Below are 21,692 nucleotides of genomic sequence, written 5' to 3' on the forward strand. Positions count from 1 at the left end.
CAGAAACAGGAAATAAGAAATGCAGCAGCAAGTTTATCATAGCCGCGATATACAAGCATGGGAGCAGCGTTGGTTTGGCAAGCAAAATAGTTCTTATGGTTTGATGCAACAGGTGGCATGGTCGATTGCGCAGCGACTCATCCCCTTGTTGGAACAACGGCAATTGACTCAAATCGCTGTGTGTTGCGGTCAGGGTAATAATGCCGGTGATGGTTATCTGGTAGGTAAATATTTAAAACAGGCCGGTTTTGAAATAGATATTTATGCAGCAGAACCCGGTCCATCACAGGATCTGGTTCAAGCAATCCAGGAAGCTCAGGAAATCGGTATATCCACTTATTCAGATTTTAATTTTCAGAAACAATATGAAGTCTATATCGATGCCTTATTTGGGATCGGCTTGAACCGTGATCTGAATGAAAATTGGCAACAGATTATTCAAAGTATTAATGCCCAGCAAGGACTCAAAATCGCAGTGGATATTCCAAGCGGACTGCATGTCAATACTGGACAGCCTTTGCCGGTAGCCATTAAGGCAGATCATAGTTTTACTGTTTTAGGTTTAAAGGTGGGATTATTTACCGGACAAGGCAAAGAATATGCCGGCAAGGTAGAGGTCATCTCGGCTATTCCTCCTGATGTTGAACTTGTGCCGATAGCTCAACTTTCCTCGACTCAAATTCATCTGCCTAAACGTGAGGCTTTTGGACATAAAGGCAGTTATGGGCATGTGCTCGTGATTGGAGGACATGCTGATATGGGTGGTGCGGTCATTATGGCAGCTGAGGCGGCCTTTGCTGCTGGTGGTGGTAAGGTCACTGTGGTTTGTGATGCCAAACATCATACGGCCATTTTGTCACGTGCTCCGAATATCATGTTGCGTGATATTAATGCGCTAGATGCTGAGCAACGCCAAGCTTTAATTAATCATGTGGATGCTGTCTGTTTTGGTATGGGGCTAGGACGCGATACTTGGGCTGAACAGCAATATAATTACTGGTTTGACCTGATTCAGCAATCAGAACTGGAGACAGTTCTCGATGCAGACGCCTTGTGGTTTCTGGCAAAAGCACCACAAAAGTTGAATGCCCATACTTATGCAACACCGCATCCGGGTGAAGCGGCTATTTTGTTAGAAATGAAAGCATCAGGAGTCGAAGCAGATCGTATTCAGGCAATTCAACAGCTCCAGCAAAAATATCAGGGACAATGGGTGCTCAAAGGTTCAGGTAGCCTGATTTTAGAAGATGCTCTTTTCATCTGTACCGCAGGCAATGCCGGTATGGGAACCGGAGGGATGGGAGATGTACTTGCTGGCATGATCGCCAGTTTGAAAGCCCAATTTAGAAATACTATCCATTTACACGAGATCGTAACTTTGCATGCACTTGCAGGTGATGTACTGGCGGAAAAGGGTGAACGCGGCTTACAGGCGCAAGATATGAAATATGCCATTTACCAGGTCGTGAATCACTAAGGACAATAAAAATACAGGCCATTCATTTAATCATTCAGGGTAAAGTGCAGGGCGTGGGCTACCGTCGCTGGTTTGAACAACAAGCAATTCAATTAGGTTTAAAGGGTTTTGTACGTAATCTGGAAACAGGCGAAGTTGAGGCTGTCATTGTTGGGAAGGAAGCGATTGTTCAGGACATGATCCAGCTCAGCAGAACTGGATCACAACGTGCAGAAGTCACTGCAATTCATCAGCAGAGTTTGAATCTTCAAGACGCGGATTTTCAGGATTTTAGAGTATTAACTAAAGACTAACGACGACGGGTGCTGACCCGGCTGCGTCCGCGTGCCATACCGCCTAAGGCATTCAATACGGCCATTTTACTCATGCTGCCTGAAGCATGAGCATGACAAATCGCAGCAGCAAGTGCATCGGCAGCATCTTGTTGCGGTTTGATTGTCAGGTTCAGAATACGCATAACCATCATCTGAACCTGTTCTTTGTCTGCAGCGCCATAGCCTACAACAGACTGTTTGATCTGCCGCGCCGTATATTCAGCAACTTTGAGATCTAGGTTCACCAAGGCGGCGACTGCCGCACCTCGTGCCTGGCCTAGTTTAAGAGCAGAATCCGGGTTTTGTGCCATAAATACCTGTTCCACCGCAGCCTCGGTCGGGCCATAAAATTTGACAATCCGTTCTACACCGGCAAAGATTCGTTTTAAACGTTCAGGCATTTCCGCTGTTTCAGTTCTAATCGTTCCCGCATCAACAAAAGTGAGTTTTGAACCTTCTTTTTGGATGATACCGTAACCTGTTAGACGCGAACCGGGATCAATCCCAATAATTAATGACATGCCTGCACTTTAAAAATAAAATAATGCCCATATTGTTACATAAGCGTATCAAAAAAGCTTGATCCTGATGAAGCAGTTGATTACAGCATCCTAATATTTATTTTACTGAGATTAGATTAATTTTCATGAAATTATTTCTTATTATCCTGGCCGGCTTAGTCCTCGAAGTATTTGTATGGATTGGCGTGGGTGACCTTGTCGGGAGCATGTGGTACGTATTTTTCTGGTTCGTGGCGGCCTTCTTTATTGGTATGAACCTGATCCGGAAATATTCGGCTGGTGTAATGCCACAAATGCAGCAAATGCAGATGGGACAGATGAGTGCAGATCCGGCATTATCGAATAATTTGCCAAAGATCTTAGCCGGCTTTTTCCTGCTGATTCCTGGTTTGATTAGTGATGTACTTGCGGTATTAATGCTAATTCCACCTGTACAACGTGCTTTCCAGGCAGCCATGATGAAAATGATGATGAAACGTCAGCAAGCCATGATGGAAAAAATGATGGGTGGCATGATGGGCGATGTCGGTGGCGGTGCAGGTCAAAACCCGTTTGCGGAAATGATGCGTCAAATGCAAGATATGCAGAACCAGCAGGGTGGTCATGGTGATTCAACTATTATTGATGGTGAAGCTCGTGAAGTGACCCCGGAAGCCAAGAAAATTGAAATGAAAGATGTGAACAAGAAATAAAATCACGCTTTCAATATAAATGCTTTAAGCCGAATCTTATGATTCGGCTTTTTTATTGGAACTTTCTAATTTCGTTAAACAAAAGTTATAATAGTTTTTTTACCATTTGATCTTTTTTAAATGTCTTTGCTTTTTACCATCTGTTTTCTACATTTTGTAGCTCAATTAAGCCCCGGTCCTGACATTTTACTTATCGCAAAAAGTGCAGCCTCTACGACACGTATGAATGCCTTAAAGGTGATTGCTGGAATTTCAGCGGGGATCGTAGTTTGGGTGGTATTGACGCTAGCAGGCTTTACAGTATTGATCGACCAGTTTCCCTGGATTCAGCAGGTATTGATGGTCATCGGTGGGTTATTTTTGGCCAAAATGGGCTGGGCCATGCTAAAAGGCGGATGGCAAAGTTTTCAGAATAGACATCAAACTCAAGATGATTTAAATACGGTAGAAGCACCAAAAAGTTATTTTATGCAGGGTTTATTGACTAATCTGTCGAATCCTAAAACCCTGATCTATTTCAGTAGTGTATTTTCACTTGCCCTAAGTTCATCAGCTTCTGATTATTTAAAAGCGCAACTGGCAGTGATTATTCCGCTGCAAACCTTTATTACTTTTACTTTACTGATGCTATTAATTTCCCATCCTAAAATTAAAGAGGCTTATCAGCGATCAGGAAGTTATATCGATATGATTTCAGGCGGATTATTCCTGATTTTTGCAGTCTGGTTATGGTATGACGCGCTGATTCTAATGAACTAAAAATCTTAATTCGATGGGGTAACAGAGGAGTTTTCGGCAAAAAGCTGCTGTGCAGCGGAAGCGTCAGAAACTGGATTATCCTGTTTCTGTACTGGAGACTGATAACGATTCGGTTTAAGGGTGGCCTCAGTATTTTCCGAACCCTGATAACTGCGACTGCGATTGGCACGCTCACGTAACCCGCCTTTTTTAATTAACTGAACCATTTTCATCTCTCACTGCAAGATGACTTATTGTAATTCAAATTTTCTATTCTGGCAGCGTTTCATATTCAAGTTAAAAACGCATAAAAAAGACCTGATCCAAGTCAGGTCTTGCTGGAGGATAAAAAAATTAGCGCTGACGTTTATTATCTTGTTGTAGCACATCAAATAATGATGACTGAGCTGGCACTTCCTGCTGCTGTGGCTGGATATAAACATGCATTACCTTGAATGCGATTGCAGTAACCAGACAGGCCACCAGACATAAAATCCAAAAACCATAAGGGCTGCGAATATTATGTGAGCCACAGGCATGACATTCTTTTTGGCCAGCTTCCACAACTTTATCGCAGCACGCACAGTGATATTGATAGTACATTGCTAAGCTCCATTACATTTCTGATATTTTTTTTGTTATCTTTCACGGACTTTTATCTCAGGTCTGTGTTTCATGTTAATGATGCAATTAGACGCTGACAAGTCATATAACAAAAAGTTACCCAAGTCTCAGTGAGGAAAACAAATAATAATTGGCTAAGTACATAACATCATTAAGTTATTCCGAGAAATTTCTCTGAAATAATTAAATATGCTATCTATCAATTCATAAGCAATTTTTGAACCAGTTCGAGTGGAGCTTAAGAACAACAAGTATAAAATGGGAAATAGACAGGGCAAGAACTTAGATGAATTGATCTGCCCTAAAAAATAGAATGATATGGAATATATTTTGCTTATTTTTTAGCTATTCGTTGCACTGTATTAAGTCTATAAAAATGTTTAATTTCAATAATTTTTATGAAAGTGCATTATAAACTTAAGGAACAATACTGATCTCATGAAGAAAATATCACTGTTTTTATCATCCTTGCTCTGTATGAGCAGTCTTTATGCACAATCGGATATTGAAAAGGAAGTTATTGCCCAGTTTCAGCAGGATTTTAATGCGCAAAATTATGCAGCAATTTTTGAAAAGTTTTCACCTGAAGCGAAAAAGGCAATTCCTTTAAATATGTTTGAAAAAGTCTCTAAAGACTTACAGCAGCAACTAGGCACAATACAAAGTCTTGAGTACTTGGAATCCAAAGGTAAAGAAACTGCAGTCTATAAGGCCAACTTTGAAAAAGACCGTCTGAAACTCAGCATGAGTTTGAATAATGATCAACAGATTTCCGGTCTTTTATTTACGCCCTATATCGAATCTACTGCAGCAAATAATAAGACAGTCAATGCTATTCAAGGCTATCCAAAAGCGATTGCAGAGAAAATTTATCAGGCTACTCGTACTTTTCCAGAACAGACTCAAGTGGCTATAGCGGTATTAGATCAAGACCAAACCCATTACTATGGGGTACAGAAGCATAAGGACAAAATCCAGGCCAAGGCCAATCAGGATAAAGTCTTTGCAATTGGTTCTCTGACCAAAGTAATGACATCAACCATATTGGCTGAACTGGTGACACAAAATAAAATTAAACTGGATGACAAGATTAATCCTTATTATACCTTTCCATTTAAGGACAATATCCAGCTTCGCTTTCAGGATTTAGCCAATCATACGTCAGGACTGCCACGACTACCGAGTAATTTGGAAGTAGATGATGATACTGATCCATATAAGGAATATGATGCAGCTAAACTAGAAGAATATTTAAAAAATTCATTAGAGCTTGAACATGCAAATAACAGTGGAAAAGTGCCACATTATTCTAATTTGGCTGTGGCTTTATTGGGACAGAGTTTGAGTCAATCACAAAATCAGGATTTTGCTGAGTTACTCAATGAATATGTCTTTAAAAAGTATGGGATGAAAAATAGCTATACCTCGCCTGATCAAGCAGCTAAGCCACTTGTGCCTGCATTTGATGCCCAGGGAAAAGAAATCACCACCTGGACATTTGATACCTTTTTACCTGCGGGCGGCGTGCTCTCTACAGCTTCAGATTTAACCAGATTTGCACAAGCTCAGTTTGATGAAAAAAATGCAGCAGTGCAATTAACCCAGCAAGCAACCACAGAACAAGCAGGTAGTTACCAATTGGGATTGGGCTGGTTTATACGAGAACAGGACAATGGCACCAAAATCATCTGGCATGGGGGAAATACCGCAGGGCATTCTGCTATTTTGATGATTGATTTAAACAAGAAGAAGGCAGTGACGATTTTAGCTAATGTTGCTGCTGTACATCCTGAAATGGGAAATATTGAAAAACTGGCTGCTCAATTACTACAGGAATAAATCAGCTTTAAGATATAAAAAAGCCCGCATTGCGCGGGCTTTTTTAATTCATGAATTTTAAGGATTACTGACCAGAACGGATGATGTAATCAAAGGCAGATAATGATGCTTTGGCACCTTCACCAGTCGCGATGATGATCTGTTTGTAAGGCACAGTAGTACAGTCACCTGCAGCAAACACACCTTTCACATTGGTTTCATTACGTTCGTTAATCACGATCTCACCACGGTTGGTTAGCTCAACATCGGTTCCTTTCAGGAAGTCAGTGTTTGGCAACAAACCGATCTGAACGAAGATCCCTGCCAGTTCAACAGTGTGCTCTTCATCAGTTGCACGGTCTTTGTATTTCAACGCTGTGACTTGTGAACCATCACCGATCACTTCGGTAGAAAGCGCATTTTTGATCACAGTGGTGTTTGGCAAGCTGTTCAATTTGTCTTGAAGCACTTGGTCAGCACGTAGTTTGGTATCAAACTCAACCAGCGTTACATGCTCAACAATCCCTGCAAGGTCGATCGCAGCTTCTACACCCGAGTTACCACCACCAATCACCGCAACACGTTTGCCTTTGAACAATGGCCCATCACAGTGTGGGCAGTACGCTACACCACGAGTTTTGTATTCTGCTTCACCTGGAACATTCATCTCTCTCCAGCGTGCACCGGTAGACAGAATGACTGTTTTAGATTCAAGTTTCGCACCATTCTCTAAAGTCACTTCTACCAGACCATTGGCTGTGCTATCTGCACCTTTGATGTCAGAGACACGTTGCAGGTTCATGATGTCAACACCGTATTCACGCACGTGTGCTTCCATTTCAGCGGCGAATTTTGGACCTTGAGTTTTTTGCACTGACGTATAGTTTTCGATGTCCATGGTATCCATCACCTGACCGCCCATGCGTTCAGCCACGATCCCAGTTTTGATACCTTTACGTGCTGCATAGATCGCTGCAGTATTACCAGCAGGTCCACCACCGATCACCAACACATCAAATGCATCTTTGGCATTGAGTTTTTCCGCATCTTTGGCTGCCGCATTGGTATCCAGTTTGGCAATGATTTCTTCTAAAGTCATACGGCCCTGACCGATATGTTCATTGTTCTGGAAGACCATCGGTACGGCCATGATTTTGCGTTCTTCCACTTCGTCCTGGAAGAAGGCACCATCAATCATGGTTGCTGTTGTACCCGGGTTATAAATGGCAATCAGGTTCAATGCCTGCACCACATCCGGACAGTTATGACAGCTCAGTGATACGAATACATCAAAGTCAGATTTAATGCCCAAGCCTTTAATCGATTCCAGAACTTCAGCAGAAACTTTGGGTGCATAGCCTGAAGTTTGTAGCAATGCCAAAATCAAGGAAGTAAACTCATGGCCCATCGGCAAGCCTGCAAAGAACACACGAGGCTGTTCACCGGCTTTTGCAACACCAAAGCTTGGTGCACGTTTGTTGGTACCATCAAAACGGGCAGTGACTAAATCAGAAAGCTGAGCGATTTCCTCAACCAGTTCTTTGATTTTGGCTGATTTGTCAGAGCCATCCAGAGTTGCCACTAATTCAATCGGGCCTTCCAAACGTTCAAGTAGTGTTTTTAATTGAGCTGAAGTATTTTGATCTAACATTGCTAACGTCTCCAAAGGAGTAAGAATTCATTCGATAAGTAGATACTAAGCCAAATCGATAAATAGATAAAACAGTTTGTTTTTATAAATTTGATCGGTTTTGCAAATGTATTGAAAAATTCATGATTAATTTCAAGCTTATATATGGGTGCTTAGCATGAATTTTCAAGTAGTTTAAAGTGTGATTGGTCTTTTTCAGTTAAGATTGGAATTCTGCATTTGAGAGTTGAACGATGGAATTACAACGCGGTATTTATCAACATTATAAGGGTAAACTTTATCAGGTCCTGCATGTGGCAACACATAGTGAAACGGAAGAAAAGCTGGTGGTTTATCAATGTCTTTATGGTGACTATTCGATTTGGGTTCGACCGCTATCCATGTTTACGGAAAGTATTAGTACCAGTGATGATCGTGAAGTAGAACGCTTTAAATTGGTTCAGGCACTTTAATCAATCCATAAAAAATTTATTTAGATAACCTCAGGGAAGAGCAATGAATCAATTACAACATTTTGAAAGTTTCATGCAGGAACTGTATAAGACTTTTCATGCGCATGATCTTCAGCAAACTGAACGTCTGCAACGCTATCGAAATATTGAGCCTGAATCAGGTCGATTTTTATCATTACTCATTCGTGTCCAGCAGTCCAAACGTATTCTGGAAATCGGTACTTCTACAGGCTATTCCACTTTATGGCTCGCCGAAGCCGCCCGGCAGACTCAAGCGACGATTACAACATTAGAAATAGATGCAGAAAGAGTTGCGCAGGCTGAGCAGTATGCAAGTCAGCTAGGCTTGAAGGATTTGATTGATTTTAAAGTGACAGATGCATTGCATTATCTGCAAGCTGAACAGGACGTATTTGATTTTATATTATTAGATGCGGAACGTGATGCTTATGTGGATTATTGGACCCATTTGGCCCGATTACTCAAGCCAAAAGGTGGAGTATTACTGGTGGATAATGTGATTTCACATGCTGCGGAAGTAGAAGAATTTATTCAGCTCATCCAGCAGAATTCACGTTTTATCATGAGTACGTTGCCGATTGGGGCTGGCTTACTCATGGTGACTTATCGTTAAGCAGAAATTAGTTAAATTAAAACAGGCAAACCCGGTCAAAATGTAAGTTGTATTCAAGATATTTCTGTACAAAGGCCATTTTATCTTGGCGTCTTAACAGGTTGTCATAAACAAATTCGGGAACAGGATGGTAGAGCTCTATATCGCCATTGCTATAAATGATTTTCAGGTGGCGGCTAGAAGGACTATAAGCCCATGAGATCACGGTTAGCAGTTTTTGCATACGTTTTCCTCCACTGAATATTATTATCTTATGTCTTGAACTTATGCCAACTGACATTGAAGATGTATAACTGAATTGTAAGCATAAGTAGGGGATTGTTATGAAGAGAATGCAATATGCATGCCTGATTTTTATATGATCTTTAAAGTGAAAAATAAAGATTTAATAGGATGGCTTTAGATACAAGAAAAGGGAAAATAAAACGTTTGGCCAATAGAGCAATCAAATAAACGTTCAAATAAAAAACCACGCTAAAAGCGTGGTTTTTTTGAATCAGTTCAATCTAATGCAGATTAGATTTTACCAACTAGGTCGATTGAAGGAGCAAGAGTTGCGTCGCCTTCTTTCCATTTAGCTGGGCAAACTTCGCCTGGGTGAGCGTGTACATATTGAGCTGCTTTAACTTTACGAAGAAGTTCTTGAGCATCACGACCGATACCGCCAGCGTTGATTTCAACGATTTGGATTTTACCTTCTGGATCGATCACGAAAGTACCACGGTCAGCAAGGCCGTCAGCTTCGATTAATACGTCGAAGTTTTTAGCAAGAGTCCAAGTAGGATCGCCAACCATTACGTATTGGATTTTTTTGATTTCTTCAGAAGAATCGTGCCAAGCTTTGTGAGTGAAGTGAGTGTCAGTAGAAACTGAGTAGATTTCAACGCCTAATTTTTTGAATTCTTCGTAGTTGTCAGCAAGGTCGCCAAGTTCAGTTGGGCAAACGAAAGTGAAGTCAGCTGGGTAGAAGAATACTACAGACCATTTACCTTTAAGGTCAGCTTCTGTTACTTCAATGAATTTACCATTCTGGAACGCAGTTGTTTTGAACGGTTTAACTTCAGTATTAATTAAGCTCATCATTGTCTCCATGATTGAGGTTTGTATTTAATTTCCAATAGGGTACAGAAATTATTTTTCTTGCTGAAACAGTATTTTTACATAACATACATCGGAAAAACCGAATTAAGCTAAAAATAAAACACCATCAGCGCAAACAGCATTGCTCTTGATATAAATGATTCAACCGTAAAATGGTGAATACATCATGACAAGACTCACCCCGGTTTAATGCCTCTTCAGACATGATGCCGCAAGCAGTAAAATTCAAGGGTAAAAATTAAAAAATTATAAAAATATTCAAAATGGCCGTTCTTTCGCTTAGGGGCAATACAGCGTAAAATAGCTGCCTATTGTCTTTTTTTATATCAGGTGTTTTCTCAGTGCAGAGTCCTTTAAATGTAGATCAGCTCGTTATGGCGCGTGACCGTCATCGTTTAAATCGACTCCAAAAAGGTAAAGATGCCAACCAAAAGCAATATCAAGAATTATTTGAAAAATCGCATGCCAAAGTCATGCAGCGTATCGAACGCATTCCCAATATCAAGCTGAATCAGGATCTGCCTGTTACCCAGTATGCAGACAAGCTGATTGAAGCGATCCAGCAGCATCAGGTTATTATTGTGGCTGGTGAAACTGGTTCCGGTAAAACCACACAATTACCACAAATCGCCATGTTGGCAGGTCGCGGCCTGACTGGTCTGATTGGTCATACTCAACCACGTCGTCTGGCTGCGCGTAGCGTATCACAGCGTATTGCGGAAGAAGTTGGCGAGAAACTGGGTGAATCGATCTCCTTTAAAGTCCGTTTTAATGAACAGGGCTCGCAGGATTCAATTGTCCGTTTGATGACGGATGGTATTTTATTGGCAGAGCTGGCCAATGACCGGTTCCTGACCAAATACGACACCATTATTATTGATGAAGCGCATGAACGCTCGCTAAATATCGACTTCATCATGGGGTATCTCAAGCAGCTGTTGCCGCGTCGTAAAGATCTAAAAGTGATCATTACTTCGGCAACGCTGGATGTAAACCGTTTCAGTAACTACTTCAATGGTGCGCCGATCTATGAAGTGGAAGGGCGTAGCTATCCGGTAGAAGTGCGTTATCGTCCAATTTCTGAAATGAGCATTGTCGGCAGTGATGACGACGAGTTTGATGATTTTGAAGAAAATCTGCCACGCGCAGTGGTTGCAGCAGTAGAAGAATGTTTTCAGGATGCACAAGAGAGAGGCCATCCGGAACATGCCGATATCCTGATTTTTGCCAGTACCGAACAGGAAATTCGTGAACTGCAGGAAACCCTGATTAAGCATGGTCCACGTCATACTGAAGTGTTACCACTCTACGCACGATTAGCACTAGCAGAACAGCAAAAAATCTTTAATCCATCGGGTGGTGGTCGACGCATTATTATCGCCACCAATGTAGCAGAAACAGCATTAACTGTTCCGAATATCCGTTATGTGATTGATAGCGGTTTTGCCCGTATTTCCCGATATAACTACCGTTCACGGGTGCAGCGCTTACCGATCGAAGCAGTTTCTCAAGCTGCTGCCAATCAGCGTAAAGGTCGTTGTGGCCGTATTGCGCCAGGTGTCTGTGTTCGTCTGTATAGTGAAGAAGACTTTTTAAGTCGTCCTGAATTTACCGAACCTGAGATTAAACGGACCAATCTGGCATCCGTTATTTTACAGATGCAAAGTCTGGGCCTAGGTTCACTGGAAGATTTTGATTTCATTGAGCCACCAGATCACCGTCTGGTCAATGATGGTCGCAAGCTCTTGATTGAGCTTGGGGCAATGGTGGAGAAGAGTAAAGCCCCTCTTTCTGAAAGAGGGGTTGGGGGAGATTCTACTAATCCTCCTAAATCCTCCTTTACGAAAGGAGGACTTCAAGGCAAGGGAGATTCTCTAACTAAAATCGGTCAGCAAATGGCAAAAATGCCAATTGATCCACGTCTGGCGCGAATGATTCTTGGCGGTGCCCATTTTGGTGCGCTGAATGAAGCTTTGGTGATTGTCGCGGCGCTGGCAGTACAAGACCCACGTGAACGTCCTGCGGATAAGCAGATGCAAGCTGATCAGAAACATGCCTTGTTCCGTGAAGCAGATTCAGATTTCCTGTTTTATATCAAGCTCTGGGATACCTTGCATAATAACCGTGAAAGTATGAGCGAAAACAAACGTCGTACTTTTGCACGGAATCATTTCCTGAGCTGGTTACGTCTGCGTGAATGGAAGAAAACTCATGAGCAGCTGGTGGATCTGGCTAAAGGCTTAAAATTATCCTTTAATGAAAAGAAAGCCAGTTATGAAAACCTGCACCGTGCCTTGTTAACTGGCTTGCTATCTTTTATTGCCAACAAGACTGATGAACGTAATGTGTTTATGGCAGTCCGTCAGCAGAAAGCACGGATTTTCCCGGCATCAACGCTGCACAAAACCAATACCCCATGGGTGATGGCTTTTGAAATGGTTGAAACCTCGCAGGTGTATTTACGGACTCTAGCGAAAATTGAGCCGGAATGGATTCTGCTGGCTGCGCGGGACTTACTGAAACATCATTATTTCGAACCGCACTGGTCGAAAAAAGCGGGTGTGGTCAATGCCTATGATCAGATTTCGTTATTCGGCCTGATCATCGAACCAAAACGTCCGGTTAATTATGAGAAAGTGGATCAGCCGGCTGCGCATGAAATCTTCCTGCGTGATGCACTGACCACTGGAAATCTCGGTATTAATCCACCCTTCCTGAAGCATAATCTGCTGAAACTGGAAGAAGTGGAACGGGTAGAAGACAAACTGCGCCGTCGTGATCTGGTAGTGGATGAAGAAACCATTTACCAGTTCTATGCCTCCAAAGTGCCGCCTGAAGTAGCCAGCCGCCGCAGTTTTGAAGACTGGCGTGCCACAGTTGAGCCACATGATCCGCGTTATCTGTTTATTGATAATGATGCGCTGTGGCTGAATGATCGTCCGACCACACAACAGTTTCCGGATTATTTACGTAATGGTGAATTGCGTCTGGCGACCAGTTACCGTTTTGACCCAAGTCATGATGAAGATGGTGCAACGGTTAAAATCCCGCTGCAGGCTTTGCCGCAGGTCGATGAAAATATCTGGTCGTGGGGTGTTCCAGGCTGGCGTCTGGATCTGATCGAAGCTTTATTAAAGACTTTGCCTAAAGATAAACGCCGCAGTCTGGTGCCGATTCCAGATACTGCGAAAAAGCTGGCAGCCCGTATTGATGCGGTAAATTTACATGAGCATATTTTCAGTTTTCTAGCTTTCCAGTTGCGTGGCGAGCAGATTACAGAAAAAGATTTCAGCCTGGATCGGGTTGAGCAATATCTCTTGCCTTTGATCAAGGTGATTGATGAAAAAGGTCGTGTGATTGAACAAGGCCGTGATCTGGCCGAGCTGAAAGCCCGTTGCCGTACTGAAACTCATAGTCCGGTGAAACAGTTAAAAGGTGAGTTTAAAGCCTTCCCGGAAAACTTTGTCTTTGAAGCATCGCAGAAAGTGACGGGTGTAGTGGTCAAGCAATATCAGGCTTTGGTTCCGACCAAAGACTTTGCTGCACTGGAACAGAAAGATGAATCTGGTGTGGTGATTCAGACCTTTAATGATCAGGCTGAAGCCGTCAAACAGCACCGGGAAGGGATCATTCGACTGGTACATATGCAGCTCGGAGATCTGGTGCGTCAGCTGAAAAAACAAATTTCCAAACCGCTGGCACTGGCATATTCACCGCTTGGCGATAAGGCTCAGTTGGAGCAAATGTTAGTTTATGCCACACTGCACCTGTCAATTAATGAGCTGCCTGTCAATATGCAAGAGTTCCAAAAGTTGGTAGAGGATGTAAAAAAATCTTTCCTGACTCATGGCCAGACTGCACTGAAAGAAATCACAGATATTTATATCCAGTGGCAGGAAATCCGTCGTAAATTACTGGTTTTAGACCCATCTATATTTGGAAAAAATATTGATGATATTGAGGATCAGCTTGATTTGATGAGTCTTTCTGACTTCGTTTATCGGAAACCTTCCGACGTATGGTCAGAATTTCCACGTTATTTGAAAGCCCTGATCTTGCGTTTAGAGCGCTTGCCAAATAACCTACAGAGGGATGATTCCGCCATTGACCAAATTGATCCGTGGATGGAAAAATTATTTAAGTTTAAAAATGACGCTCGCCTTAAAGAATTGTATTTTATGGTTGAGGAGTTAAGGATTTCATTGTTTTCTCAACCGATGAAAACGAAAACACCCGTTTCTCCAACTCGCCTGCAAAAAGTATGGGAACGTCTTGGAATCAGTTAAGATATAGGTCATTTTGAGAAGGAGTTTTACATGGGCATCCGTATTACGGGTACTGGCTTGTTCCATCCGGAAGATGTCATTACCAATGAAGAGTTAGTTGAAAGTTTAAATGCTTATGTGGAACTGTATAATCACGAAAATGCAGATAAAATCGCTGCAGGCGAATTAGATGCGCGTCGTGGTTCTAGCGCAGAATTTATTGAAAAAGCGTCAGGCGTACAACGCCGTTATGTGTCAGAAAAAACTGGCATCCTCGATCCAAAACGTTTACGTCCAAATCTACGTGAACGTTCAGATGATGAAATTTCCCTTCAGGCAGAATGGGGCGTGACTGCCGCTAAACAGGCGATGGAAAATGCCGGTGTTACTGCTGAAGATATCGATGTCGTGATCCTGTCATGTTCAAACCTGCAACGTGCTTATCCTGCGGTTGCGATTGAAATCCAGACTGCTCTGGGTATTCAAGGTTATGCGTATGACATGAACGTCGCATGTTCAGCAGCAACTTTCGGTTTGAAACAGGCTGCCGATGCCATCAAAGCAGGTGCACGTCGTGTATTGCTAGTGAATGTTGAAATCACCTCTGCACATACCGATTTCCGTTCACGTGACTGTCACTTTATTTTTGGTGATGTCGCAACTGCATCGATCATTGAAGATACTGAAACTAAAACCGGTTTCGAGATTCTGGATACTTCATTATTTACCCAGTTCTCGAACAATATCCGCAATAACTTCGGTTTCCTGAATACGTCTGAAAATGCTGATATCGATGACAAACGTTTCCGTCAGGACGGTCGTAAGGTATTTAAAGAAGTGTGTCCACTGGTTGCCAAGATGATTACTGCTCAACTTGAGAAAAATCATATTGCACCTACAGATGTAAAACGCTTCTGGTTGCACCAAGCCAATGCCAGCATGAATGAATTGATTCTGAAACTGGTAGTGGGCAAAGAAAATGCCAAGCCAGGTCTGGTACCCATCATTCTGAATGAGTTTGCCAATACTTCTTCCGCAGGTGTCATCATTGCCTTACACCGTACTGCAAATGAAGTTGAAGACGGCGAATATGGCGTACTGTGTTCATTTGGTGCAGGCTACTCAGTGGGTTCAATCCTGGTACAAAAACGCGTGGCATAAGCCGGGAGCATATTTTGCAGGTCAAGCATGACGGAGCATGGATCAGGCGCTTAAGTGCCTTATCCAAACTGTATTTCACGCCTACTTTTTTAGGGGCTGAAAATATTGATGCCAGTCGACCTGCAATGTATGTGGGTAATCATTCCATGTATGGCATCTTTGATGCGCCAATGCTGATTGATTACCTGTACAACGAACATCAAGTGGCTGTGGTCAGTATTGCTGATCATAGCCATTTTTATGTGCCGCTATGGCGTGAAGCAGTGAAGAAATTTGGTGCTATTGATGGTGTACAGGACTATGTCCGCTCGGCCATGCAGCAAGGCTACTCGATTCTGGTCTTTCCGGGTGGTGGCCGTGAAGTGCTGAAACGGGAAGGTGAGCAGTATCAGCTGATCTGGAAAGAGCGTTACGGTTTTCTGAAATTAGCTCAAGAGTTTCAATATGATATTGTCCCTTTTGCTGCACTTGGCGGTGATGAAATCTATGAGATTGGATTTGATGCAAATAAAATCATTCAACATAAGTATTTTCAAAAATTATTAAAAATCCCCCAACTCAATAAATTATTACGTCATGGTGATGTGATTCCTTCCTTACCTAAAAATCTGTTTCCCAAACGCTTGCCTTTTTATTTTCAGTTTATGCCACGGCAGCCGATTCATCATGTGCAGCATGAGAATGATCTGATTGATTTTCGTGAGCATTTACAACAAAAGATCTATCAGGGGCTAGAACTGTTGGCTGACAGACGTCGGCAAGATGAAGTCTAGGTCTTTTCATCATTCCTGCTTTGCTTTACATTGAGATCGAATCGTCTAAAAAATTACCATGCTTCAATTTCTGTAATAGAAAGGAAAAAGTGATTTTAAAAGATTGAAATTCAGTAGGTCTGTAACTCAATAGGATTAAAACGAAGGGGGAAATATGGAACAGGAGGGTTTGTTACTGTCATTCAGACAGCTTGCTCAACAATGCCTCAGTATTTTTCCTGAGTTAAATCAGCTGTATCTGGATCAAATGGCGCTTATTGGTCATGTGAATGCCCAGAATTTATTCAGGATTCATCAGGATGAGCATCGAATTGATCTGCTTAATGGCTTATTAAATATCCAGCTGTATATGCCACAAGATTTAAATCCGGAAAGTCCTCATGCCTTAGCAGAAATGCACATTGATTCTAGGCTGGGTAAAGCAGAGGCTTTGGAAGAATTCTTCTTTCAGGATATTTACTTTCTGACTGGCGATTTAAAGCCTCAACATTCCCTGTTTTTACGGGATAAGGCCAAACAGCTCCGTCAACTTATTATTGATCAAGTCTATATATGGGTTAATGCGCCTGAACGAGTTGCTAATTGCTTAAAGCAGATGTCGCTTGTGCAGGCTGAAATTATCGACTCCTTTATGATTAAGGCTGAAGTTTATACTCAGCCTTTGATCAGCAATTGGATTCAAAGCGGTCATGAGATTCCGGCGAATATCTTAAAACAGCTACAGCTAATCTTCTCCTTGCAATATTTACAGCCAGATGAGTTTCTATCGATTCAGTCAGTGATGGACAGTCTGGATGCCTTCTGTTTTAGTGCGCCTGAGTTTCTGCACCCCGCGACCTTCCGGATTATCTCCTTATCCTTTGAAAACCGGTTCAATCTGCATGAGTTGAATGACCATATTGACGATATCCGTTTGCTGTATCGGCATGCCGAAGAGCAAAGTCATCTACTGGGCTTTGTCCGGCTGATGAATCGTGATAGCTGGCATCGGAGTGATCTGCTATCCAAACGCAATTTTCTGGAAAATAATCCTTATTTATGGCAAAAAAAAGTCGCCAAACTTCCCTTATTTGATTGTCATCGGGTAGTGAACTGGCTATTTAAACAGCCTGCGGAAATCTTGGATTGGCTGAGCAGCAATATTCAACATAGCAGTGTGCGGGTAGCAGCAACAGCCTTAAGCTTTATCGATACGCATCATATTCATCCGCAGATTGTTTTAGCTACCTTGCAATATTTTCAATATATCGCAGCACGTCTATTTATTGATGATGTTCATCAATATGCCCTTCAGCATCACTGGTTTGAGCATGAGCTGAATCGAACAGTTGTTCTCAAAGGGACGCGTCAGGCTATTGAGGATCATCGCATTGCGATTAGTCCATCGATTCTATATCTGGATGAATGGATCGGATTATTGCGGGATGTAGTGGCAATGGATGATCAGATGACCAAAAGGGTCTATGCTAACTTAAGTCGGGTCATGCAAGCTTATATGCAGCATCTGTATAAGATTACCTGTGATTTGCCTGAGGATGTGCTGGTTTATATTCGGCCCCAAACTCAGCAAGACCGCGATTTTTATAATGTACTACAACGTAACCAGATTCCATTTGTAGAGTTCAGGAAGCGTTTTTACTTGCATGCCAGACATGTGCGGGAATCCTGTTTTGATGGTTATATCCGTGATTATCTGCCGGAGTATTTTTCTACTCAAACGGAAGTGCCTAAGAATTTAAGCTGGACCAGTTTATTTACGCAGGCAGTTGCCTGGCATGAACAGATTCAGAAGCAAGAGATTATTGCCAAGCTCAAAAAAGACTTTGCTTTAGCCAGCTGGAGGCCACTCACACAGGCACATTTTCTACTGTATTTTAATTGGCGGTTTGAGGAGTTGAAAACACTAGAGCGGATTATTGAAGAGGCCAGAATATTCCGGAACTGTCTGGCTGCAAGTTATGCACAGCGTATAGTCGAAGGTGAATATGTGGCTTTTCGCATGTCACATCCTGCAATCAAATTACCTCTGATTTTAGGCTGTCAGTTGCAGAATGACCAAGTCATCTTTGACCAGCTTGAGTATCCAAATAATCAAAAAGCGCAAGTTGAATATATCAATATTGCCCAGCATTTTATTAACTGGTTAAACCTGCAGGCTTGACCGGATTCAGTGCTTTTCTATCCGTGAAGCTTAACTTTTCCTGCAAAAATCGTTAGGCTATAGCCGTTCTTTTACGGTATCTCTTTTATGAAACAGGAAACTGCACTTAAGCTCTTAAAAGCAGGGGAAAATGTCTTTTTAACCGGTTCTGCGGGTGCAGGGAAAACTTATACGCTCAATCAATATATTAATTATCTGAAAGCCCGTAAGGTATCGGTCGCCATTACTGCATCGACTGGTATTGCGGCAACGCATATGAATGGCATGACCATTCATACCTGGGCCGGAATCGGAATCAAAGACTTTTTGTCTGAAGAAGACCTGAAGCGCATGAAAGAGCGTAAATACCTGAAAGAACACTTGGAAAATGCGCAAGTTCTGATTATTGATGAAATTTCCATGCTGCATGCCAAGCAGCTCAATCTGGTCAATCAAGTACTGAAATATTTCAAGGAAAGTGATGAAGCTTTTGGCGGGATTCAGGTCATTGTTGCAGGGGACTTTTTCCAGTTGCCACCCGTTGGAAAAAATGATGAACGTAACCGCGATAAATTCTGCTTTATGTCGGATGCCTGGGTTGAAGCCAAATTTCGGGTTTGTTATCTGACTGAGCAGCATCGTCAGGGTAATGACTACCTGAATGATATTCTGAATGCCATTCGTGCGCAGGCCATTTCACCTGAACATCGTTCAGCATTACAGGCCACACGTCAGCAGGACATTGGCGATACCTATACACGTCTCTACACCCACAATATGGATGTCGACAGCATTAACTTTAAGCATCTGAATGAAATTGATCAGGATCCCCGCCAGTTTGATGCGCAATGTGATGGCAATGAAAAACTGATTGAAACCTTAAAGTCTTCAGTCCGTGCACCCGAAGCCTTAACCCTGAAAAAACATGCCAAGGTCATGTTCGTGAAAAATAACTTTGATATGGGCTATATCAACGGCAGCTTGGGTGAAGTGATCGGCTTTGAAGATGATGATGAGCATGGCGTTTTGCCAAAGGTCAAACTGACAGACGGAACTACCCTGATTGTAGAACCTGAAACCTGGTCAGTGGATAATGAAGCAGGCAAAACCATTGCCAGTTTCCAGCAGATTCCACTACGTCTGGCTTGGGCGATTACCATTCATAAGTCTCAAGGCATGACGCTAGAAGCTGCTGAGATTGACCTGAGCCATACCTTTGAAAAAGGGCAAGGTTATGTAGCATTATCTCGTTTGAAAAGCTTAAATGGATTACGTCTAAAAGGCTTTAATGAACAGGCTCTGGAACTGGATAGTCTTGCCATTAAGGCTGATCGCCGTTTTCAGGAACTGTCAGATGAAGCAGAAGCGAATTTTGAAAATGTAGATTTGACTGTACAGCATAAGGCCTTTATCCGTCATTGTGGTGGCACTTTGAACGAAGTCGAGATCCAGCGCAATGAGAAGAAAATTGCTAAAAATGGTGGCAAGCAAAACTACGCGACTGCAACCTTGGATGAAACCCGTGAATTGTTTGAAGAAGGTTATGAGATTTCCGATATTGCAACTGAACGTGGCTTGACACCTGCTACTATCATTAACCATTTGGGACGTTTGCATAAAGAGCAAGGGCTGGATATTTCGGTGGCTCATCCGGGTGAAGAAGTTGTTGAACAAGTCCGCAAGATTTATAAACGTCTAACCAAACGTCAAAACTCAGATCATTTCAATGATGACGGCAGTATTAAATTACGTCCGATCGTAGAACTGACCAGTCCGCGTATGGGTTATGATCAGGTGCGTTTGGCTTTGCTGTTTGTGGAATAAAATTTGGGTTTTTAAATTTTAGTATTTAACCTGAGCTTTTACTTTTGAAAGATCAAAAGTAACAAAAATCTTTTGTTGGATTGAAGGTACATCCTGTACCTCAATCCAACGAGCGACATCCATGTCGCTGATCATGTGATTTAATACTATGCAGTTCTTAATTTTAGAATATTAATTTTTAAGAATATTGCACAATCATGGTTAAAGACTTATTGCGTTCCAATCAATAACGATAAAATCCCGGCTGCAATTAATGGCCCGACTGGGACACCACGAAGTACCGCCACACCTGCGACCGTACCAATTAATAGACCTGCAACGACATCAGGCTGACTCGACATCAGTTTCACCCCACGTCCACCAAGCCAGGCAACAAATAGACCGATTGCAATTGCCAGTAAAGATTTCCAGCTCAGGAATGATTTCAGAATACTGTCACCGGGAATTTTCCCGCTAGCAATCGGAGCCAATACACCAATGGTTAAAATAATAATCCCGATATTTAAGCCATGTTGCTGTACATAAGGTAAGAGGTCATTGAGAGGTGTAATCTTCAGGACGATCAACACGGCCGCAGCAATGGTCACAGCAGTATTATGACTAAAAATACCGCAAGCCAATAAAACCAGAAGAACAAGCAGATTCAGATCAAGTTGGGACATGAGGAGATAAAAAAAATGAAAAGTCACAGGATTATAGGCTTTTTAGCCATTTAAAGGGGGAAAGCCCTACAAGAAATGAATCTGGTTAGTTTTCAGTATAGAATGCGCCTATCGCTCATTTAAACAGGTTCAGATGGATGCTATTGGAAAAAATGTTGCAATCACAGGGTTTCGGTTCACGAAAACATTGTCAGCAACTGATTAAAAATGGTGCTGTTTCGATTCAGAATGAAATCATTGATAATCCCAAGCATAAACTAAATCTGCAAGATCTGACCTTTAGTATTTATGGTCATGAATACCGCTATCGGGAAAAAGTATATATTGCACTCAACAAGCCACAAGATTATGAGTGCTCACATCAGGCTACCCATCATTTCAGTGTATTTGATCTGTTTGATGACATTCTGTTAAACCGTGGAATTCAATGTGTAGGTCGTCTCGATCAGGACACTACCGGACTATTATTACTGACGGATGATGGTCAGTTTCTACAAGCATTGACCCATCCTAAGAAACATGTAGCGAAAGTCTATCAGATGACTACTGCCGATCCCGTGACAGATGAGCAGATTCAACAGCTTGAACAGGGTGTGGAATTGAGAAATGAAAAAGGCACCTTTGCTGCTACAGATATTGTTCGTCTAGATGAAAATCGTCTGCAAATGACCATTCATCAAGGGGTTTATCATCAGGTGAAACGTATGCTGGCAGCTGTTGGCAATAAAGTGGAGCAGCTGCATCGTGCCCAGATTGGTGCATTGGCCTTGAGTGAACTGGCAATAGGGGAATGGACCTATCTGGACGCAGAACAAGTGGCACAGGCAAAATTCCGTACCGAATAA

At 42.2% G+C, this 21,692-nt stretch carries 20 protein-coding genes; 13 read left to right on the forward strand and 7 right to left on the reverse strand.

Annotated features, from left to right (window positions below; translation table 11 throughout):
• Window positions 1–19 precede the first annotated feature (19 nt).
• Both AC4MCC_RS05810 and AC4MCC_RS05815 read left to right on the forward strand, forming a co-directional pair.
• Window positions 20–1,477, forward strand: coding sequence for an NAD(P)H-hydrate dehydratase (locus AC4MCC_RS05810; protein ID WP_419374596.1), 1,458 nt, complete (start codon window positions 20–22; stop codon window positions 1,475–1,477).
• Between the two features lie 11 nt (window positions 1,478–1,488).
• Complete coding sequence (locus AC4MCC_RS05815) at window positions 1,489–1,770, forward strand: acylphosphatase (RefSeq protein WP_419374615.1); 282 nt, start codon at window positions 1,489–1,491, stop codon at window positions 1,768–1,770.
• Here AC4MCC_RS05815 and ruvC read toward each other — a convergent pair.
• Window positions 1,767–2,312 carry a crossover junction endodeoxyribonuclease RuvC gene (gene ruvC / locus AC4MCC_RS05820; RefSeq protein WP_004784062.1) on the reverse strand — a complete coding sequence of 182 codons (546 nt, stop codon included), beginning with the start codon at window positions 2,310–2,312 and terminating at the stop codon, window positions 1,767–1,769. The genes AC4MCC_RS05815 and ruvC overlap by 4 nt on opposite strands.
• A gap of 125 nt (window positions 2,313–2,437) precedes the next feature.
• Between ruvC and AC4MCC_RS05825 the strand changes: the two genes are divergently transcribed.
• Window positions 2,438–3,004, forward strand: coding sequence for an FxsA family protein (locus AC4MCC_RS05825; RefSeq protein ID WP_159124495.1), 567 nt, complete (start codon window positions 2,438–2,440; stop codon window positions 3,002–3,004).
• 120 nt (window positions 3,005–3,124) lie between these two features.
• The gene (locus AC4MCC_RS05830; protein WP_302700464.1) at window positions 3,125–3,763 is read left to right on the forward strand and encodes a LysE family transporter; all 639 of its coding nucleotides are present in this window, start codon (window positions 3,125–3,127) and stop codon (window positions 3,761–3,763) included.
• A 5-nt stretch (window positions 3,764–3,768) separates the two neighbouring features.
• Here AC4MCC_RS05830 and AC4MCC_RS05835 read toward each other — a convergent pair whose 3' ends face one another.
• Entirely contained in the window at window positions 3,769–3,969 is a 201-nt protein-coding gene (locus tag AC4MCC_RS05835; RefSeq protein ID WP_419365865.1) for a hypothetical protein, read from the reverse strand.
• A 127-nt stretch (window positions 3,970–4,096) separates the two neighbouring features.
• Window positions 4,097–4,345: a hypothetical protein gene (locus AC4MCC_RS05840; protein ID WP_419374597.1), complete on the reverse strand. Its 249-nt coding sequence runs from the start codon at window positions 4,343–4,345 to the stop codon at window positions 4,097–4,099.
• 459 nt (window positions 4,346–4,804) lie between these two features.
• Here AC4MCC_RS05840 and AC4MCC_RS05845 point away from each other — a divergent pair, with 459 nt between their 5' ends.
• Entirely contained in the window at window positions 4,805–6,205 is a 1,401-nt protein-coding gene (locus AC4MCC_RS05845; protein ID WP_419374598.1) for a serine hydrolase domain-containing protein, read from the forward strand.
• 64 nt (window positions 6,206–6,269) lie between these two features.
• On the opposite strand, the gene ahpF is transcribed toward AC4MCC_RS05845, so the two are convergent.
• Window positions 6,270–7,835: an alkyl hydroperoxide reductase subunit F gene (gene ahpF, locus AC4MCC_RS05850; protein WP_491885789.1), complete on the reverse strand. Its 1,566-nt coding sequence runs from the start codon at window positions 7,833–7,835 to the stop codon at window positions 6,270–6,272.
• Between the two features lie 233 nt (window positions 7,836–8,068).
• Between ahpF and AC4MCC_RS05855 the strand changes: the two genes are divergently transcribed.
• The gene (locus AC4MCC_RS05855) at window positions 8,069–8,287 is read left to right on the forward strand and encodes a DUF1653 domain-containing protein (protein WP_125279047.1); all 219 of its coding nucleotides are present in this window, start codon (window positions 8,069–8,071) and stop codon (window positions 8,285–8,287) included.
• A 43-nt stretch (window positions 8,288–8,330) separates the two neighbouring features.
• A complete protein-coding gene (locus tag AC4MCC_RS05860) occupies window positions 8,331–8,921 on the forward strand; it encodes an O-methyltransferase (protein ID WP_419374599.1) in 591 nt (196 codons plus the stop codon).
• Window positions 8,922–8,937: 16 nt separating this feature from the next.
• Here AC4MCC_RS05860 and AC4MCC_RS05865 read toward each other — a convergent pair whose 3' ends face one another.
• Both AC4MCC_RS05865 and ahpC read right to left on the reverse strand, forming a co-directional pair.
• Complete coding sequence (locus AC4MCC_RS05865; RefSeq protein WP_004784043.1) at window positions 8,938–9,144, reverse strand: KTSC domain-containing protein; 207 nt, start codon at window positions 9,142–9,144, stop codon at window positions 8,938–8,940.
• 293 nt (window positions 9,145–9,437) lie between these two features.
• The gene (gene ahpC / locus AC4MCC_RS05870; RefSeq protein ID WP_004784041.1) at window positions 9,438–10,001 is read right to left on the reverse strand and encodes an alkyl hydroperoxide reductase subunit C; all 564 of its coding nucleotides are present in this window, start codon (window positions 9,999–10,001) and stop codon (window positions 9,438–9,440) included.
• 362 nt (window positions 10,002–10,363) lie between these two features.
• Here ahpC and hrpA point away from each other — a divergent pair, with 362 nt between their 5' ends.
• From hrpA to AC4MCC_RS05895, 5 genes are all read left to right on the forward strand, one after another.
• On the forward strand, window positions 10,364–14,308 hold the full coding sequence (gene hrpA / locus AC4MCC_RS05875; RefSeq protein WP_491876735.1) for an ATP-dependent RNA helicase HrpA: 3,945 nt from the start codon (window positions 10,364–10,366) through the stop codon (window positions 14,306–14,308).
• Between the two features lie 30 nt (window positions 14,309–14,338).
• The gene (locus AC4MCC_RS05880) at window positions 14,339–15,448 is read left to right on the forward strand and encodes a beta-ketoacyl-ACP synthase III (protein WP_491876736.1); all 1,110 of its coding nucleotides are present in this window, start codon (window positions 14,339–14,341) and stop codon (window positions 15,446–15,448) included.
• 14 nt (window positions 15,449–15,462) lie between these two features.
• Entirely contained in the window at window positions 15,463–16,221 is a 759-nt protein-coding gene (locus AC4MCC_RS05885; RefSeq protein ID WP_312087583.1) for a lysophospholipid acyltransferase family protein, read from the forward strand.
• A gap of 154 nt (window positions 16,222–16,375) precedes the next feature.
• Entirely contained in the window at window positions 16,376–18,382 is a 2,007-nt protein-coding gene (locus AC4MCC_RS05890) for a hypothetical protein (RefSeq protein WP_491876737.1), read from the forward strand.
• An 87-nt stretch (window positions 18,383–18,469) separates the two neighbouring features.
• Entirely contained in the window at window positions 18,470–20,185 is a 1,716-nt protein-coding gene (locus tag AC4MCC_RS05895; protein ID WP_180068828.1) for an AAA family ATPase, read from the forward strand.
• 209 nt (window positions 20,186–20,394) lie between these two features.
• Here the strand turns inward: AC4MCC_RS05895 and AC4MCC_RS05900 are convergent, their stop codons facing one another.
• The gene (locus AC4MCC_RS05900; protein ID WP_125279042.1) at window positions 20,395–20,847 is read right to left on the reverse strand and encodes a DUF441 domain-containing protein; all 453 of its coding nucleotides are present in this window, start codon (window positions 20,845–20,847) and stop codon (window positions 20,395–20,397) included.
• A gap of 137 nt (window positions 20,848–20,984) precedes the next feature.
• Between AC4MCC_RS05900 and AC4MCC_RS05905 the strand changes: the two genes are divergently transcribed.
• Window positions 20,985–21,692 carry a pseudouridine synthase gene (locus tag AC4MCC_RS05905; protein WP_491876738.1) on the forward strand — a complete coding sequence of 236 codons (708 nt, stop codon included), beginning with the start codon at window positions 20,985–20,987 and terminating at the stop codon, window positions 21,690–21,692.

Source organism: Acinetobacter sp. CAU_H_56, from assembly GCF_058599425.1.

Coding starts and splice junctions, on each gene's coding strand:
- ahpF (WP_491885789.1), bottom strand. CDS start 7,835: ATGTTAGATCAAAATACTTCAGCTCAATTAAAAACACTACTTGAACGT.
- AC4MCC_RS05830 (WP_302700464.1), top strand. CDS start 3,125: ATGTCTTTGCTTTTTACCATCTGTTTTCTACATTTTGTAGCTCAATTA.
- AC4MCC_RS05865 (WP_004784043.1), bottom strand. CDS start 9,144: ATGCAAAAACTGCTAACCGTGATCTCATGGGCTTATAGTCCTTCTAGC.
- AC4MCC_RS05880 (WP_491876736.1), top strand. CDS start 14,339: ATGGGCATCCGTATTACGGGTACTGGCTTGTTCCATCCGGAAGATGTC.
- AC4MCC_RS05825 (WP_159124495.1), top strand. CDS start 2,438: ATGAAATTATTTCTTATTATCCTGGCCGGCTTAGTCCTCGAAGTATTT.
- AC4MCC_RS05835 (WP_419365865.1), bottom strand. CDS start 3,969: ATGGTTCAGTTAATTAAAAAAGGCGGGTTACGTGAGCGTGCCAATCGC.
- ruvC (WP_004784062.1), bottom strand. CDS start 2,312: ATGTCATTAATTATTGGGATTGATCCCGGTTCGCGTCTAACAGGTTAC.
- AC4MCC_RS05905 (WP_491876738.1), top strand. CDS start 20,985: ATGCTATTGGAAAAAATGTTGCAATCACAGGGTTTCGGTTCACGAAAA.
- AC4MCC_RS05860 (WP_419374599.1), top strand. CDS start 8,331: ATGAATCAATTACAACATTTTGAAAGTTTCATGCAGGAACTGTATAAG.
- AC4MCC_RS05895 (WP_180068828.1), top strand. CDS start 18,470: ATGAAACAGGAAACTGCACTTAAGCTCTTAAAAGCAGGGGAAAATGTC.
- AC4MCC_RS05845 (WP_419374598.1), top strand. CDS start 4,805: ATGAAGAAAATATCACTGTTTTTATCATCCTTGCTCTGTATGAGCAGT.
- AC4MCC_RS05900 (WP_125279042.1), bottom strand. CDS start 20,847: ATGTCCCAACTTGATCTGAATCTGCTTGTTCTTCTGGTTTTATTGGCT.
- ahpC (WP_004784041.1), bottom strand. CDS start 10,001: ATGAGCTTAATTAATACTGAAGTTAAACCGTTCAAAACAACTGCGTTC.
- AC4MCC_RS05840 (WP_419374597.1), bottom strand. CDS start 4,345: ATGTACTATCAATATCACTGTGCGTGCTGCGATAAAGTTGTGGAAGCT.
- AC4MCC_RS05855 (WP_125279047.1), top strand. CDS start 8,069: ATGGAATTACAACGCGGTATTTATCAACATTATAAGGGTAAACTTTAT.
- AC4MCC_RS05810 (WP_419374596.1), top strand. CDS start 20: ATGCAGCAGCAAGTTTATCATAGCCGCGATATACAAGCATGGGAGCAG.
- AC4MCC_RS05890 (WP_491876737.1), top strand. CDS start 16,376: ATGGAACAGGAGGGTTTGTTACTGTCATTCAGACAGCTTGCTCAACAA.